Annotated in this window: 14 protein-coding genes; 6 read left to right on the plus strand and 8 right to left on the minus strand. The window is 73.6% G+C overall.

The features are described from left to right. The first annotated feature begins 100 nt into the window (after positions 1 to 100). The gene (locus FHX71_RS18325; protein ID WP_182618954.1) at positions 101 to 1327 is read left to right on the plus strand and encodes a hypothetical protein; all 1227 of its coding nucleotides are present in this window, start codon (positions 101 to 103) and stop codon (positions 1325 to 1327) included. Between the two features lie 40 nt (positions 1328 to 1367). Here FHX71_RS18325 and FHX71_RS18330 read toward each other — a convergent pair whose 3' ends face one another. Further along, positions 1368 to 2483 (minus strand): AF_0692 family protein, encoded by a 1116-nt coding sequence (locus FHX71_RS18330; protein ID WP_182618955.1) that lies wholly within the window; start codon positions 2481 to 2483, stop codon positions 1368 to 1370. A 119-nt stretch (positions 2484 to 2602) separates the two neighbouring features. On the opposite strand from FHX71_RS18330, the gene FHX71_RS18335 reads away from it, so the two are divergent. After that, a complete protein-coding gene (locus FHX71_RS18335) occupies positions 2603 to 3286 on the plus strand; it encodes a TetR family transcriptional regulator (RefSeq protein ID WP_182618956.1) in 684 nt (227 codons plus the stop codon). A 42-nt stretch (positions 3287 to 3328) separates the two neighbouring features. Here FHX71_RS18335 and FHX71_RS18340 read toward each other — a convergent pair whose 3' ends face one another. After that, positions 3329 to 4102: a DUF3592 domain-containing protein gene (locus FHX71_RS18340; protein WP_182618957.1), complete on the minus strand. Its 774-nt coding sequence runs from the start codon at positions 4100 to 4102 to the stop codon at positions 3329 to 3331. A gap of 99 nt (positions 4103 to 4201) precedes the next feature. Next, positions 4202 to 4525 carry a DUF5808 domain-containing protein gene (locus FHX71_RS18345; protein ID WP_182618958.1) on the minus strand — a complete coding sequence of 108 codons (324 nt, stop codon included), beginning with the start codon at positions 4523 to 4525 and terminating at the stop codon, positions 4202 to 4204. Positions 4526 to 4684: 159 nt separating this feature from the next. Here FHX71_RS18345 and FHX71_RS18350 point away from each other — a divergent pair, with 159 nt between their 5' ends. Beyond that, entirely contained in the window at positions 4685 to 5128 is a 444-nt protein-coding gene (locus FHX71_RS18350; protein WP_182618959.1) for a hypothetical protein, read from the plus strand. A gap of 49 nt (positions 5129 to 5177) precedes the next feature. Here the strand turns inward: FHX71_RS18350 and FHX71_RS18355 are convergent, their stop codons facing one another. The 3 genes from FHX71_RS18355 to FHX71_RS18365 form a co-directional block, all read right to left on the minus strand. Beyond that, the gene (locus FHX71_RS18355; RefSeq protein ID WP_182618960.1) at positions 5178 to 6074 is read right to left on the minus strand and encodes an aminoglycoside phosphotransferase family protein; all 897 of its coding nucleotides are present in this window, start codon (positions 6072 to 6074) and stop codon (positions 5178 to 5180) included. A 22-nt stretch (positions 6075 to 6096) separates the two neighbouring features. Further along, complete coding sequence (locus FHX71_RS30145; protein WP_312877112.1) at positions 6097 to 7272, minus strand: NUDIX hydrolase; 1176 nt, start codon at positions 7270 to 7272, stop codon at positions 6097 to 6099. A 96-nt stretch (positions 7273 to 7368) separates the two neighbouring features. Beyond that, positions 7369 to 7863 (minus strand): SRPBCC family protein, encoded by a 495-nt coding sequence (locus tag FHX71_RS18365; protein ID WP_182618961.1) that lies wholly within the window; start codon positions 7861 to 7863, stop codon positions 7369 to 7371. A 113-nt stretch (positions 7864 to 7976) separates the two neighbouring features. Between FHX71_RS18365 and FHX71_RS18370 the strand changes: the two genes are divergently transcribed. Then, positions 7977 to 9305 (plus strand): glycoside hydrolase domain-containing protein, encoded by a 1329-nt coding sequence (locus tag FHX71_RS18370; RefSeq protein ID WP_182618962.1) that lies wholly within the window; start codon positions 7977 to 7979, stop codon positions 9303 to 9305. A 19-nt stretch (positions 9306 to 9324) separates the two neighbouring features. Here the strand turns inward: FHX71_RS18370 and FHX71_RS18375 are convergent, their stop codons facing one another. Continuing rightward, positions 9325 to 10707 (minus strand): FAD-dependent oxidoreductase, encoded by a 1383-nt coding sequence (locus FHX71_RS18375; RefSeq protein ID WP_182618963.1) that lies wholly within the window; start codon positions 10705 to 10707, stop codon positions 9325 to 9327. Positions 10708 to 10791: 84 nt separating this feature from the next. Here FHX71_RS18375 and FHX71_RS18380 point away from each other — a divergent pair, with 84 nt between their 5' ends. Then, positions 10792 to 12405, plus strand: a complete 1614-nt coding sequence (locus FHX71_RS18380; protein WP_182618964.1) for an SLC13 family permease — start codon at positions 10792 to 10794, stop codon at positions 12403 to 12405. 66 nt (positions 12406 to 12471) lie between these two features. Here FHX71_RS18380 and FHX71_RS18385 read toward each other — a convergent pair whose 3' ends face one another. Next, positions 12472 to 13323: a helix-turn-helix transcriptional regulator gene (locus tag FHX71_RS18385; protein WP_182618965.1), complete on the minus strand. Its 852-nt coding sequence runs from the start codon at positions 13321 to 13323 to the stop codon at positions 12472 to 12474. 213 nt (positions 13324 to 13536) lie between these two features. On the opposite strand from FHX71_RS18385, the gene FHX71_RS18390 reads away from it, so the two are divergent. Next, entirely contained in the window at positions 13537 to 14973 is a 1437-nt protein-coding gene (locus FHX71_RS18390) for an MFS transporter (protein WP_220490192.1), read from the plus strand. The last annotated feature ends 103 nt before the right edge of the window (positions 14974 to 15076 follow it).

The raw sequence follows: 15076 nt of genomic DNA on the forward strand, positions 1-15076 counted from the left end.
CCGGCGATTCCCCCCGCACGTGTCAGACGTACAGGTCACCCGGGTGACCTGTACGTCTGACACGTGCGGGAGTGTCAGTCGGGTCGGCAATACTTGCCGCGTGATCCGGATCGTGCGCTCTCTCGCCGTGGGGTTCGCCCTCGCCTGCCTCCTGCTCCTCATCCTCGAGCTCGACCACGGCGCGCCCGGGTGGTGGCTGCCCGTCGCCATCGCCGTGAGCAGCGTGGCGGTCGTGCTGGCGGCCATCGCGACCGCCCTCGCGGGCGTCGGCGGGGCCAACGTGCTGCGCACGGCTCCGTCGTCCGACGACGTGGCCGACGCCGAGCGCGAGGGGCGCCTGCACCTGGCCCGGGTGCTGGACATCTCCTCGACCGGCACGGAGATCAACGACAACCCCGTGGCCGCGCTGCGGCTCGCCGTCGCCACGCGGAGCCGCGCGGCGTACACGACCACCACGCGCGCGCTGATCGACAAGACCCGGCTCCCGCAGTTCCAGCCGGGCGGCGTCGTCATGGTGCTGCAGGACAAGGCCGACGCCCCGGGCGTGACCCTGCTCCAGTCCCCGCCGCAGGCCTGGCGCGACCGGGCCGCGGAGGACACGTCGGTCCGCCGGATGGACGAGCCGCCCGAGTGGGCCGCCCCCGTGAGCGCGGGCCGTGACGCGCGGGGGTTCGTGAAGATCCCGGCCGCCCTGCTCGCGCTGCTGGTGCTCGTCGGGTTCGCCGCGCGCCTCTACCCGGTGCGCGACGACGTCGCCGCGGTGCTCACCGGGACGCCGCTGTCGGAGGTCGCCGCGGCCCAGGAGCGACGCGCCGACCGGGAGGCGAGCACGCTGGACCCGGTGCGGGCCCAGGAGGTCGTCGACGCTTTCGTCGCCGAGACCGGGCAGAGCAGCTTCACCGACGTCGGCCTCGGCAGCACGACCGCCACGGCGACCGTGCCCGCGGCCCCCGGCTCGGACAACACCGACGACCTCGTCTGGGCGCACGGCGACGTGGTGCAGAACGAGCCGTCGTCCATCCAGCCCAGCGGCGACGAGCTGCCGCTGCGACCCTTCGACGCCGCCGACGTCGACTGGGCCGCGCTCCAGGAGCTCGCCGACCGGCTGCCGCAGCAGGCCGGTTTCGAGCCGGAGGACGCGGTCACCGTCCAGGTCCGCGTGCCGAACCCGGCGTTCGGCGACGTCGGCCGGCCCTACGAGATCCTCGTCTGGGGCTCCGGGCCCTACGACGACGCCTCGGTCACCTACGACCCCGACGGCGAGGTCGTCGACATGTACGGCGGGGCCAAGGCCTCCGAGGTCGCGGAGTGGGACGCCGCGAACTGAGGCCCGCGCCGAGGTCCCTGCGCGAGGGCCGGCACGTGACTCAGCGCGGGGCTCGGCGCCGCAGCCGGCTGTCGACGAGCAGCAGCCCGGCGACGGTCAGCGCGACGATCACGACCAGGCCGACCCGGTCCACCGTCGTGTGCGCCATGATCACCATGCCGCCGAGCGAGTGCGCCACCAGCGCCCCGCCGATGAGGGCGAGGGTGTGCTGCGGCGTCCAGCCGGCACGGGCCGACGTGCGCGCCAGGTACCGGTAGCAGGCCCAGGCTCCGACGGCGGTGACGGCCATCGGGACCAGCACCACCATCCCCTGGGTGAACGCGGGCTGCTCGGCACCGAAGACGGGGAAGGACAGCCCGAAGAAGACCAGCGTCGCCAGCCCGGCCCCCGCGAAGAGGGCGCCCCGGGACGGGACCGGCGCACCGGCTCCGTCGTCCGGCACGTCCTCGGAGCCCGCCAGGACGCGGTCGCGGGAGGGCGGCACCACGAACAGGGCGACCACCCCGAGCACGACCACCAGGACGGCGCACCCGATCACGAAGCCGAGGGGCGCCTGGTAGCCGGCGTCCTCCGACATCGTCACCGTGCGCAGCAGCCCGACGCCGAGCACCGCGATCACCGCCGTCACGACCGTCCCGGGCACCCCGAGGTAGGGGCGGCCGCGGTGCGCGGGGAACAGCAGGTTCGTCAGCGCGATCGGGATGCAGACGGTGAACACGGCGTGGTAGATCGCGTTCGCCTCGAAGTAGGGCAGGTTGACGCCGAGCACGCGCGCTCCCCACGAGGCGGCGTCGTAGAGGTGCGGGCTGGTCAGCGCCTGGAGGCCGATCCCGTCCTCGGCGAGCTCGTAGGCCAGCGCGAGGATCAGGATGCTGGGCCAGCCCCGGCCGCGCCGGGCGACCAGCTCGCGGATCAGGAGCACGCCCGCGCCGTAGACCGGCATCCAGAGGAGCACCAGCCAGGCCATCCGGACCGGCGTCGAACCGAGCGCGAGCTCGGCGATCAGCGGTGTGAGGACGACGAGCGTCCACGCCGCCCCGCGGTGGCGCACCGGCCGCCGACGCTCCGGCGCGCCGTCCGGTCGCCCAGCCGCCACGCCGGGCCGATCGGGCGCCTCGTCCAGCCCCGCCCGTGCCGTCGTCCGCTCGTCGGTCATCGCCGCTCCCCCTCGTCACGCCCTTGCCGCGCTCTGGCCCTGCTCCTGCCGTGCCCTTGCCGCACAACTTATCACCGATAAATTATCACCGATAAGGAACCTCTGGCTAGAGTCGGGCCATGCCACGCACCCGCCCCGGGCTGGACCGGCCGACGATCGTCGCCGCGGCCCTCGAGACCCTGGACGAGCGCGGCCTGGACGGGCTGTCGAGCCGCGACGTCGCGCGCCGGCTCGGCGTGCAGCAGCCCGCGCTCTACCACCACTTCCGGAACAAGGCGGAGCTGCTGAGCGCGGTCGCGGCCGAGGTGCTCGACCGCTGGCACACCGACCGCCTGCCCGAACCCGGCGAGCGCTGGGACGCGTTCCTCCTGCGCAACGCGCGCAGCCTGCGGCGCGCCATGCTCGCCGTGCGCGACGGCGCGCGCCTGATCGCCTCGACCGGGCCCCGGGCGCCCAACCTCGCCAACTCGGTGGCCCAGGTGGCGCACCTGGAGGCCCAGGGCTTCGCCGGGACGGACGCGGTGCTGGCGTTCATCGCCGTCTCCCGGTACACGATCGGGGCGACGCTGGAGGAGCAGTCGGCGCCGGGCGAGGCGGCCTTCGTGGCCGACGACGGCGCCGGCCCTGGTACCGGCGGCGGCGCCGGGGGTGACCGCAGGGGTGACGCGGTCGAAGACGCCGGCCTCGAGGGCGCCGACCATCTCCTGGCGGTCGTCCGGGCCGTCGCCGACCTCGGCGCCGCGCACGAGTTCGACGTCGGGCTCACGGCGCTCGTGCGGGGCCTGGCGCCGTCGGACGACTGAACCGACGTCGGACGGGTGGGCCGCCGTCGGACGGCTGAACGGTCAGACGGGCTCGGCCGACGGCTCCTCGGACGGTCCGAGCGACGACTCAGCGGCTGATCCAGCGGCAGATCCGGAGGCAGATCCGGAGGCAGGCCCGGCGGGCGGTTCGACGAGCGCCCGGGCGGGCCTGTCGGCGTCGTACCGGAGGGTGACCTGGTCCCCGACCGCGTGCGCGGCGCCCCACGTGGTCTCGACGAGGGTCTGCTCGCCGGCGAACGGGTGCCGCCAGCGGACGGTGGTCGCCATGCGCGGACGACCGTTGAGGACGACCTTGCCGGCCGCGCGCACGTCGGTGACCGTGCCCGTGGCCCGCTGACCGGTGCGGGCCAGCCGACGCCGCGCGGCGCCCCGCCCCCAGACGAGCAGCACGGGAACTCCCGCGCCGGCGAGCGCCAGCGCGACCAGGCCGAAGATGGTCTCCAGCCAGTACCCGTAGGCCGCGTCGAGGCGTGCGTCGCCCGGGTCGGCGGGGTCGTACAGGACGGTGACGCGCTCGCCGACGGCGTACCGCGGCGGGTTGGTGCCGGTCCGGTCGGTGAAGCCGTGCTCCTGGCCGCCCACCTCGTACGCCACCTCCGCGTGGTAGGTGGAGCGCGTGGTGCCCTCGTCGCTGCTGCTGTACTGCTCGTCGAGGCCGACCACGACGCCGTCGACCGCCTGGGCGTCGGCCAGGAAGCCGGCGGTCCGCACCGCGAGGACGCCCGCGACCGTGCCGAACACCGCCGCCATGACCAGCAGTCCGACGGCGACGAGGAGGAGGGCACGAGATCTCATCGGGGCATCGAACCACGCGCGGTTCCCGCGCGCGACGCCCTGGACGTCCTGGACGTCAACTTCGCCCTGGACGTCGGACTCGCCCTAGTCGAGCTCCCCCTAGACGTCGAGCTTCGCCCGGACGATCGCGACGACCCGGCCCACGTTGACCGCCCAGCCGACGCCGAAGACGCGCGGCCCGACGACGTGCTCCGCCTCCGGGTCCCACAGCCGCTCCTTGGCGCGCTCCAGGGTCGGGAACCGGAAGTCGTACGGCACGACGGCCGCGACCTTGCCGTTCCAGGTGCGTTCGTCCTCCGGCTTGCGCAGCTCCTTCACGATCGCCGCGACCGCAAGGCTGATCGTCACGAGCGTGAGGAGCCGGTTGAGGCCGCCCTTGCGGTGCTTCTTCGTTCCGCTGCCGCCCGACGTGCTGGATCCCACGACGTCCTCCGGGGTTCGCGGCGCCGGTCCTTGGTCCCGGTGCCTGTCGCCACCATCCTGGTCCACGCTCCTGGTACACGCCACGGGAGGTCGCCGACGGCGGGCGTTTCGGCGGGCGATTTGCCGACGTGTCGGAGGCAGGTGGCATGCTCGACGCCCATGGGCTTGATCACCGACTACTTCATCGCCGGCTCCGACTCCGAGGCGGCGCGATTTCTCGACGGCGGCGTCTACGGCGCCGGGCTGGACGCCGACGACCTCCAGGAGGCCAAGGGCATCGACCCGTTCATCATGCTCCGGACGCTGGAGGCGACGCTGACCGGTCAGCCGTACGACGAGATCGCGGAGGACCAGGGCGACCCCGTCGGCCTGGGCGACGACGGCGGGTCCGGCGTCGTGCGGGTGCGCGGCGTGCTCACCACGGCCCTCGCCGACCTGGCGCCGGGCCGCGTGGCGGAGGTCGCCGCGACCTGGGGACGCACCGAGGAGTTCGGTCCGGACGCGGACGCCGAGGGTCCCGTCGAGTTCCTCACGGGTCTGTCGGCGCTCGGCCGCCGCGCGATGACCCGGGGCGGGGACCTGTACTGCTGGTTCTCCGTCTGACCTGCTGGTTCTCCGTCTGAGAGCAGGGACCGTTCAGCGCAGGGCACGTTCACCGCAGGGCGGCGAGCACCCGGGCGCAGCGGGGCGGGTCCTCGGTGAGGCCGTTCTCCAGCCCCCAGACCCAGTAGTCCGTGACGCGCCACCGCGCCCACGCCCGGGCCAGCCCGTCGTCGAGCCCTGCGGCCTCGACCAGCACGTCGAACCAGCGGGGTATCTCGTGGTCGGCCATCTCGTCGACGCGGTGCCAGAGCACGTTCACCGCGGTCCGCTCCGCGTCGCCGCGCCGCAGCACGGGGTCGACGACGCACCACCGGCCGTCCCGGTCGCGCAGCACCTGGTCGAAGTGCAGGTCGGCGTTCACCGCGAGGGGCTCCCGGTCACCGGCGAGGATCACGTCCGCGGCGTCGGCGGCCCGGACCAGGACGGACTCGTCGAAGGGCCGGCCCAGCCGTTCCCAGGCAGGCCGCAGGCCCGGCGTCAGTGCGGCCACGTCGTCCGCCGTGTGCCCGACGCCGGACGCGACCCCGTCGTCGGCGGGGACCGCGAGGCGGCGTGCGGTCCGGCCGATCTCGGGGAGAGCGACGTCCAGGGGCTCGTCGGCGAGGGTGCGGTTCGGATCGAGCCGGTCCAGGAGCAGGACGCCGGCCGCGGTGTCCGCCGCGAGCTCCTCCACGACGCCCTGGCCGCGCCAGAACTCCAGCGCGACCGAGAGCGCTGCGGTGTCGTCGCCCGGCGGCGTCAGCCGGAGCGCGGCCGGCGTCCCCGCCCGACGTACGGGGACGACCAGGGCGTTCGAGCCGTGCACGGGCGGCCCGTCCACAGTCAGTCGCCAGCGCCGGCACCAGGTGTCGACGAGGCCCGGGAGGTCGGACAGCCAGCGCTGCTCCGCCGGCGTCGCCGTCCACCAGCGCGGCATCGCGAGGAAGGACGCGGGGACCTCGACCATGCCGAGACCGTACAGCAGGGGCTCAGGACCCCGCCGCCTCCGCGAGCAGCGCGTGCCGGTTGGTCCGCACGAACGCCTTGAGCGCGGTGGGCACCAGGTCGACGCCCGCGAGCGCCCGCTCGTCGTGCAGGTCCACGTGCTCGACGTCGTAGGTGCCGCGCATCGGCTCCTGGAACTCCGGGCCGGAGCGCAGCGTCAGGTCCATCGAGACGACCCGGGCGAGGAAGTAGTGGCTCACGGCGACCCCGGCGTCCTTGGGCTGGGAGGCCAGGAACACCTGCCGGACGACCTTCGCCGTGGCGCCGAGCTCCTCCAGGAGCTCCCGGCGCAGCGCGTCCTCGACCGAGGCGTCCTTCGGCTCGACGGCGCCGCCCGGCGTGACCCAGTAGGGAGCGCGTCCCGGGACGGTGCGCTTGATGAGCACGAGGCGCCCCTCGGCGTCGAGCAGGATCGCGCGCGCCGCCTGCCGCACCACGACCGGCGGCACGACGGCGGGGACGTCGTCGACGACGGGTGCCTGCCGCAGGTACCCCTCGAACAGCGGGCCGCCGGCGGCGTCCAGGGTGCTCCGGGCGACGTCGACCATGGCCTGGTCGTCGTAGCGGGCGGTCACCCAGCGGGCCGCGAACCCGGGGTCCCAGGCGCGCAGCTCGCGCAGGAGCCACTTGCCGCCGCCGTCCCAGCGGCCGGCGGCCGCCAGCGCGAGGTGCCCCACGCGCTCCCACAGCACCGACCGCACCACGTCGGCCTCGCCGAGGTCGCGGGCGTAGGACAGGTCGTCCATCAGGTCGGTGACGCCGTACCGCGCGTCCTCCAGCGCCGCCTCCGACGCCGGGCCGGGGCCGGCCTCGACCAGCTCGCGGCACTCGGCCTGCAGCTCGGTGACGAGCTCGGCCGCGCCCGCGACGGGCATGCCGGTGGCGATCATCCGGGCCAGCGTCGGCTTGCGGCGGGCGGTCTCGTTGGCGATGAACCAGCGGTGGCCCGCCTCGGTGTTCACGAACAGCTCGACCGGCCAGCCCCGCCAGCGCACCGAGTCGCGGTGCCCGACGGCGTCGTCCGGCACGCACACCACGATGTCCAGGTCGGAACCGGCCGTGCGGGAGCCGGGGTCGAGCACGCTGCCGCCCAGCAGTGCCCACCGAGCGTCGGGGTAACGGTCGGTGATCAGCGCAGCGGCATCAGCGACAGGGTCCACATCCGCCATCCTTGCGCACGATGACGGGCCTACACATTCGTTTTCGTGAACCCCACCCCTCGGTTTCGTGAACCCGAGGCCTCCGCCGGGCGGCCACTAGCCGGTCGCCGGGCCCGTCCGCCGTCGGACGCGGGTCACGATGCTCCGGGTCGCGATCTTGTGGATGCCCGAGTCGATGACCAGCAGCCGGTACACCGCGCCGAGCACCCCGGGGAAGGTCGCGTCCGTGTGCGCCTCCAGCCGCGTGCCGCCGTCGTCGTCGGGCAGGAGCAGGAAGGTGAGGGTGTAGACCGAGAAGCGGTGGACGCCGTCGAGCACGAGACGGGCCGGCGGGTCCGCGGCCGTGACGCGGAAGCCCGGGACCACCGAGCCCGGTCGGAGCGGGCGCGGGCCCTCGGCGCGCCGGTCGCGGCAGCCGATCAGCCACACGTACCAGGACGGCCGGCCGAGCACCTCGACCTGGTCGAGGACGGCGCGCCACACCGCCTCGGGCGGGGCGCCGACCGGTATCGCGCGCACGTCGCGGTAGCGGCGCGGGCCGGAGGAGTTCCCGCCGGAAGCGCCCGAACCGGACGTGCTCGCACCAGACATGCTCGGACCCTACTCGCAGGACTCGCAGGATCAGGGACCAAAGTCCCTGACGCGGCGGCTTCCCCGGGCAGACACTCCAGGTAGGCGACCCGGTCCGTACAGGGAGGTACGCGATGTCCGCCGCGCAGATGTTCCTCAGGGGCCTGGCGGCGTGCGGCGGCAGCCTGGCCCTGCTGGTCGCCGGGCTGGCCCTTCCGGCGGCGGCCGAGCCGGAGACCCCGGTGGTCTACAGCTCGGGCTCGACGGCGACGCGGGCCAACGGCCTCGGCTTCGACGCCTGCTCCGCGCCCTCGCTCGCGGCGCTGGGCGCCTGGCGCGGGACGTCACCCTACGGGGTGGTGAACATCTACTTCGGCGGCAACAACCGCGGCTGCGCGCAGCCCAACCTGACCCCGACGTGGGTCCGGGGCGCCGTCGCCGCCGGCTGGAAGCTGCTGCCCACCTACTTCGGGTACCAGCCGACCTGCATGTTCGGCAACAAGCCGAACCGCTACAACGCCGGCAATGCCACGGCTCGCGGCAGCTCCGACGGCGCCGACGCCGTCGCACAGGCCCAGGCGCTCGGCGTGCTGTCCGGGAGCGGTCTCTACGCCGACGTCGAGAACTACGACCGGACCGACGGGCCGTGCCGGACCGCGGTACGGCGGTACGTCTCGGCGTGGACGAAGACCCTGCACGCCGCGGGATACCTGGCCGGCGTGTACGTGCACCAGGACTCCGGGCTGCGCGACCTGTCCGAGTCCTACAACTGGAGCGCGTACGCCCGGGCGGACGCGGTGTGGATGGCCCGCTGGGACGGCGACCCCTCGCTCACGAACTGGCCGACGGCGCCGAACTCGCAGTGGTCGTACTACCAGCGCGCCAAGCAGTACCAGGGCGACCACGACGAGACCCACGGCGGGGTGACGATCAACATCGACTCGGACTCCGTCCGGGCACCCGTCGCCACGGTCGCGCGCCAGTACACCGTGACCAGCTCGACGCCGCTGAACGCCCGTAGCGGGCCGTCGTCGTCCTCGCCGGTCGTGCGCACCTACGCCCCGGGCGCCGCACTGTCCGTGGTGTGCCAGGGCAGCGGGCAGCAGGTGGGCCCGACGGCGGTATGGGACCGGCTGACCAACGGGGCCTGGGTCAGCGACCGGTACGTGTCGACGCCGTCGGGCACGGGGTTCTCCGCCTCGGTGCTGCCGCGGTGCACCTATCCCGGGCAGGTGACCGTCGACCTGGTCAACGCCCGGACCGGTCCCGGGGCGTCGTACCCGACCACCGGCAGCCCGCTGCGGCGGGGCGCCCTGGCCTACGTGATGTGCCAGCGGGCCGGCAGCCGGGTCGGCACCACCGCGGTGTGGGACAAGCTGCGCAACGGCAGCTGGGTCAGTGACTACTACGTCTCGAACCGGTCGAACACGACCTGGAGCTCGCGGGTGCCCCGCTGCCCCTGAGCTGCCCGTGAGGTGACCGTCACGCCGGGCGGAGGTTGGCGAACAGGTCGTTGAACGCCTCGGTCATCGACGGGTGCGTGTAGATCTCGTCGCGCATCTCGCTCGCGGTGACGCCGTGGCGCATGGCGAGCGCCACGGTGTTGATCGTCTCGTGGGCGTCGTGGCTGAGCATCGTGACGCCGAGGATCTCGTCGGTCTCGGCGTCGACGACCGCCTTCATCAGGCCGCGCGGGTCGTGGACGATCCGCGCCCGGGGAACGGTCGCCATGTCCGCGACCCTGCGCGTCGCGACCAGGAGCGGCCGCCCGGTCGCGCGGGCCTCGGCCTCGGTGAGGCCGACGCGCGCCAGGGGCGGCGTCATGAAGAGCGCCGAGGCCACGGCCCTGCGGTCCGTGGTGGTGCGGCGCCCCTCGCCGGTGAGGTCGTCGAGCACGATGCGGTGGTCGTCGAGCGAGACGTAGGTGTACTGCGGCCCGCCGTTGACGTCGCCGACGGCGTAGACGTGCGGCTGGGTGGTGCGCAGGTGCTCGTCGACGACGACGGCGCCGCGGGCGTCGGTCTCGATCCCGGCCGCGTCGAGGCGGAGGCCCGCGGTGTGCGGACGGCGGCCCAGCGCGGCGAGCACGGTGTCGCCCCGGGCTGTCCGCCGGACGCCGTCCTGGTCGGTGTACGTGACGACCGCGACGTCGCCGTCGTCCTCGACGCCGGTGACCGTGGCGCCCGTCCGGACCGTGACGCCCGCTCCGGTGAGGATCTCCGTGGCGGTCGCGACGACGTCGTCGTCCTCGCTGCGCAGGAGGCGCGGGCCCCGCGCGAGGAGGGTGACCCGCGCGCCGAAGGCGGCGTGCATGGAGGCGAACTCGACCGCGACGTACCCTCCGCCGAGCACGACCAGCTCGCCGGGCCGTTCGGTGCGGGCGAGCAGCTCGGTGCTGGTGACGACGCGCCCGCTCTCGCGCAGGCCCGGGACCGGCGGGAGCTCGGGGTCGGCGCCGGTGTTGACGACGATCGTCCGCGCGGTGACCCGCAGGGTGTCGTCGCCGGCCCGCACGGTCAGGGTGTGCGGGTCCGCGAACGCGGCGGTGCCGGTGATGACCGTGACGGTGTCGAGGGTGTCGAGCATCGCGAAGTTCTTGCCGCGCAGCAGCGTGGTCAGAGCGTCGGTGCGCTCCGCGGCGCGGCGGTACCGCTCGGGTCCCGGCACGTCGGGCGAGCCGTTCTCGGCGTCGTGCACGAGAGCCTTGGTGGGGACGCACCCGATATTGATGCAGGTACCGCCGTACATCCGGTCGGACTGCTCGATCATCGCGACCCGGGCGCCGCGGCGGGCCATGGCGGCCGCGAGGGTCTTGCCGCCCTTGCCGAAGCCGATCACCGCGAGATCCACGTCGAGGTCGGTCATGCGTCGATCTTGCCGGGCGGCCCGGGGCGCCACCAGTGCGCGCCGGGTGAACCGGCCGGATGCGACAACCTGCCAAGTGCGACGATGGGGCCCGTGGAGCACCTGATCGACCCGCTGGTCGCAACGTTCGTGATCCTGTCCCTAGCCGTGCTCGGCTTTGCGACGAACCGGGTGCCGCTCGTGATCGTGGCCCTCTTCGTCCCGGTGTCGTTGTGGGCGACCGGCGTCCTGCCGCTGGGTGAGGCCCTGGCCGGCTTCAGCGATCCGGTGGTCCTGTTCATCGCCACGCTGTTCGTGCTCAGCGCGGCCCTGGAGACCACGGGGATCACGGCGTGGATCGGGGCGCAGCTGGAGCGGTGCTCGTCGTTCGGGCGCACCGGGCTGCTCGCGACGATGGTCGGCGGCACGGCGCTCCTCGCGGCCGTCATCAGCATCAACGGCGCGGTCGCGGCGCTCCTGCCCGTCGCCGTCGTCGCCGCCGCGCGGGCCGGCATCGTGCCCTCGCGGATGCTGATCCCCGTGGCGTTCGCCGCGAGCGCGGGGTCGATGCTGACGCTCACCGGCACGCCGGTGAACGTCATCGTCTCCGAGGTGGCCGCGGACGCGGGCGGCCGGGAGTTCGGGTACTTCGAGTTCGCGCTGGTCGGGCTGCCGCTCGTCCTGGTCACGATGGTCCTCGTCGTGACCCTCGGCCAGCGCCTCCTGCCGGAGCGCGCCCCCGAGCGGTTGGCCGACGTCGCCGCCGACCCGCGCGAACGCGTGCGCTCGTGGCAGGAGAGCTACGCCGCGGAGCTCGACGCGGCGCGCCTCTTCACGGGCACCACGGGTGTGGTCGAGGTGCTCATCGCGCCCCGCTCGACCCTGATCGGGCGTCGTGTCAGCCCCGGCATGACGACGCGGGACGAGGACCTCGTCGTCGTCGCGCTGCGCCGCGCCAGCGACCCGTCGGGCGGTTCCGACGCCTCCGCGTCGTCGGGGGCGCTGCCGCTGCAGGCCGGTGACTCCGTGCTGGTCCGCGGACCGTGGGAGGCGCTGCACCGCTACACCCGGTCGCCGGACGTCATCGCCGTCGAGGCCTCGCAGAGCCTGCAGCGCAGCGTGCCCCTCGGGCTCGGCTGGAAGCGCTGCCTCGGGGTGCTGGTCGCGACTATCGGGCTCCTCGCGACCGGCGCCGTCCCGCCGGTGATCGTCGGGCTGCTGGCCGCGGCGGCCCTCGTGCTGCTGCGGGTCATCACGGTCCCCCAGGGCCTGCGGGCGATCTCCTGGGACACCGTGATCCTGATCGGCGCGCTCATCCCGCTGTCGGCGGCGTTCGTGTCCTCGGGCGCGGCCGAGGCGATCGCCGAGCTGGTGATGCGGCTGACCGGGAGTGGCTCCCCCTACTTCGCGCTGCTGGCGGTGTGCGCGCTCACGCTCGTGCTCGGGCAGTTCATCTCGAACGTGGCGACCGTCCTCGTCATGGCGCCGGTCGCGGTGTCCTTCGCGCAGACGCTCGACGTGAGCGTGCAGCCGTTCATGATGGCCCTCGCGGTGGTCGGGGCGGCCGCGTTCCTCACCCCGATCGCGACGCCGGTCAACCTGATGGTGCTGCAGCCCGGGGGCTACCGGTTCGGGGACTACTGGCGGCTGGGACTGCCGCTGGCGCTCGTGTTCCTGGCGGCGGCCGTGTTCTACGTGCCGGTGGTCTGGCCGTTCTGACGGGGCTGCGGTGGATGCTCGGGTGGATCTTCAGCCGGATCTTCGGCCGGGTGCCCGGCCGGATCTTCAGCCGGAGGTCGAGCGCAGCGTCTGCGCGCCGATGACGGAGAGCACCTGGAGCTTCTCGTAGCTCTCGCTGCCCGGGACGGCGGTGTAGACCATCAGAGCGTGGGCCTGCCCGGGATCGACGAGCCGCTGGCAGTTGAGCTCCAGCGCGCCGACCTCGGGGTGGACGAAGTGCTTGACCTCATGGGGATGGATGCCTATCTCGTGGTCGTCCCACACGCGCCGGAACTCCTCGTTGCTCTCCAGGAGCAGCCCGGCCAGGTAGGCGGCCCGGGAGTCGGGGCCGCGCAGCGTGACCAGACCACGCAGGCCGGCGGCGTACATCCGGGTCATGAACGCGTGCTCCTCCGGGGCGTACAGGTCCCGGGCGCCCGGTTCGGTGAACCACCGGTACCCCAGACTGCGGGCCGGGCCGGTGTACCGGGTCGTGTCGCCGGTGAGCGCCACCCCCATCGGCGTCTGCCGCAGGGTCTCGCCCAGCTCGGTGACGATCTCCGCGGGCGTGTCCGCCAGCCGGTCGAGGATGCGCAGCAGCCCCGGGCTGATGTGCTCGCTGGACGAGCCCCGGGGCGGCGGGTTGTGCCCGGCGAGGCGGAACAGGTGGTCGCGCTCGTCGATCGACAGGTGCAGCCCTTGGGCGATCGACGCCAGCATCTGCGGCGACGGCTGCGGCCCGCGCTCCCGCTCCAGGCGGGAGTAGTAGTCCGCCGACATGTTGCACAGCGTCGCGACCTCCTCGCGCCGGAGCCCGCTGGTCCTGCGGCGCTGCCCACGCGGCATGCCGACGTCCTCCGGCTGCAGCGCCTCACGCCTGCTGCGCAGAAAGCCGGCCAGCCCGGTGCGGTCGATCATCGCGCTCCCCCTTGTGGAGTACTGCCTCTTCTGGAGTACTGCCTCGTTTCTACCGGCTGCGCATCGGGTTAGCCACGGCCCGGCGATCCCCCTTTACGCCTCTCGGAGCGAGGAGGTGACAGGGCCAGCCTGTGATCGGGAGGTCCTGGATAGGTCTTCGCCGTCCGCCCAGGCTCGTTGCCACAGCCGACGTCGAACCTGAGGAGCAGCCGTATGAGCCCGGTCCCTGAACCTGCCTCTGACCTTGTCCCCCGTAGTACCGATGCTCTGCCCGGTGCCCAGCCCGGTGCCCAGCGCACCGCCGGCCGGACGCGGAGCCCGTGGTGGGTGGTCGTCGGCGCCGGGACGGCGAACGCCGTCGGACCCCAGATGTACCTCGCCACCACCGGCATCTTCGTGCTGCCGATCGTGCAGGACACCGGCTTCAGCCGCACGACGGTGACGGGCGCCTACTCGGTCGCCGCCGTCGGCATGGTGATCGGCCTGCTCCTCGTCAGCCGGCTCGTGGACCGCTACGCCGCGCGCTACATCCTCGTGCCCGGGTTCCTGCTGTTCGCGGCCTCGATGGCGACGATCGGCCTGGTCCCGGCGGTCGAGTGGATCTACTTCATCCCCTGCTTCTTCGTGGGCTTCTTCGGCGCCGGCACAGCGATCCCCGCCTCCCGGGTGGTCGTGGGCTGGTTCGACAACAACCGGGCCCTCGCCGTCGGCGTCGTCACGGGCATCATCGGCCTGGGCGCCGCGCTCGGCCCCCTGCTGGCCGGGGCCCTGATCGACGGCGTCGGCTGGCGGCTGGCCTACGGCTGCATGGCACTGATCGCCGCCGTCGTGTCCGTCACGATGGTCACCTTGTTCGTGCGCGGCCGCGCCGAGCGGCACGTCCGCGGGCGACTCGTCCAGGAGACCCACGTCGGCGACCGGGACGTCAGCCTCGAGCTGCCGGGCCTGACCTTCCGTGAGTCGCTGCGCACCCGGCAGTTCTGGAACATCGCTCTCGGGCTCGGCCTGGTCGGCGTAGTCGTGATCGGCCTGCAGGTGCACCTCGTGCCGATGATGACCGACCGCGGCCTGAGCCCCGACGAGGCGGCCCGGCTGCTGGTCGTCTTCGGCGTCGCCTCGCTGGTGGGCCGGGTCGTGGGCGGCGTCGTCATCGACCGGGTCCACGGCTCGATCGTCGGACCGATCGTGATCCTCGCGCCCATCGCGGGCATGTTCTTCCTGCACCCGCCGTTCTCCACGGCCGCCGTCGCGGTCGCGTTCATCGGCGTCGCGTTCGGCATCGAGGGCGACCTGCTGGCCCTGCTCATCACGCGGTACCTCGGCATGCGCAACTTCGGCCGGATCATCGGCCCGATCCAGGCGATGTTCATCCTCGGCAGCGCGTTCGGGCCCCTGCTCCTCGGGCTGGGGTACGACGAGCTGGGCTCCTACGACCCGGTCATGCCGGTGCTGATGGGCGTGCTCGTGGTCGGCGCCGTGCTCATCGCGACGCTGGGCCGGTACGTCTACCCGGCCGTGGACGGCTTCGACCGGCTCGCCGCGCGCGACGAGCTCGCGGCCGCCGAGGTGCTGAGCGACATCGCCGAGAGCCAGGACTCCCCTGCCTCGTCCTCCCCGGCGGGGCGGGCGCGCTTCGAGGTCCGGGGCTGACTCACACGCACCCGTGGGACGACGGGCCGGCTCCGGACCATCTGGTCCGGAGCCGGCCCGTCTTTCTGGTGGCACTGGTCTTTCAGGTGGCGCTGGTCTGGCC

The organism is Promicromonospora sukumoe, from assembly GCF_014137995.1.
Lineage (GTDB): Bacteria > Actinomycetota > Actinomycetes > Actinomycetales > Cellulomonadaceae > Promicromonospora > Promicromonospora sukumoe.

Bases quoted from the DNA above. Each gene is read 5' to 3' on its own strand.
- FHX71_RS18330 (WP_182618955.1), bottom strand. From the start codon at position 2,483: ATGACCGACGAGCGGACGACGGCACGGGCGGGGCTGGACGAGGCGCCC.
- FHX71_RS18335 (WP_182618956.1), top strand. From the start codon at position 2,603: ATGCCACGCACCCGCCCCGGGCTGGACCGGCCGACGATCGTCGCCGCG.
- FHX71_RS18340 (WP_182618957.1), bottom strand. From the start codon at position 4,102: ATGAGATCTCGTGCCCTCCTCCTCGTCGCCGTCGGACTGCTGGTCATG.
- FHX71_RS18350 (WP_182618959.1), top strand. From the start codon at position 4,685: ATGGGCTTGATCACCGACTACTTCATCGCCGGCTCCGACTCCGAGGCG.
- FHX71_RS18355 (WP_182618960.1), bottom strand. From the start codon at position 6,074: ATGGTCGAGGTCCCCGCGTCCTTCCTCGCGATGCCGCGCTGGTGGACG.
- FHX71_RS18365 (WP_182618961.1), bottom strand. From the start codon at position 7,863: ATGTCTGGTGCGAGCACGTCCGGTTCGGGCGCTTCCGGCGGGAACTCC.
- FHX71_RS18370 (WP_182618962.1), top strand. From the start codon at position 7,977: ATGTCCGCCGCGCAGATGTTCCTCAGGGGCCTGGCGGCGTGCGGCGGC.
- FHX71_RS18375 (WP_182618963.1), bottom strand. From the start codon at position 10,707: ATGACCGACCTCGACGTGGATCTCGCGGTGATCGGCTTCGGCAAGGGC.
- FHX71_RS18380 (WP_182618964.1), top strand. From the start codon at position 10,792: ATGGGGCCCGTGGAGCACCTGATCGACCCGCTGGTCGCAACGTTCGTG.
- FHX71_RS18385 (WP_182618965.1), bottom strand. From the start codon at position 13,323: ATGATCGACCGCACCGGGCTGGCCGGCTTTCTGCGCAGCAGGCGTGAG.
- FHX71_RS18390 (WP_220490192.1), top strand. From the start codon at position 13,537: ATGAGCCCGGTCCCTGAACCTGCCTCTGACCTTGTCCCCCGTAGTACC.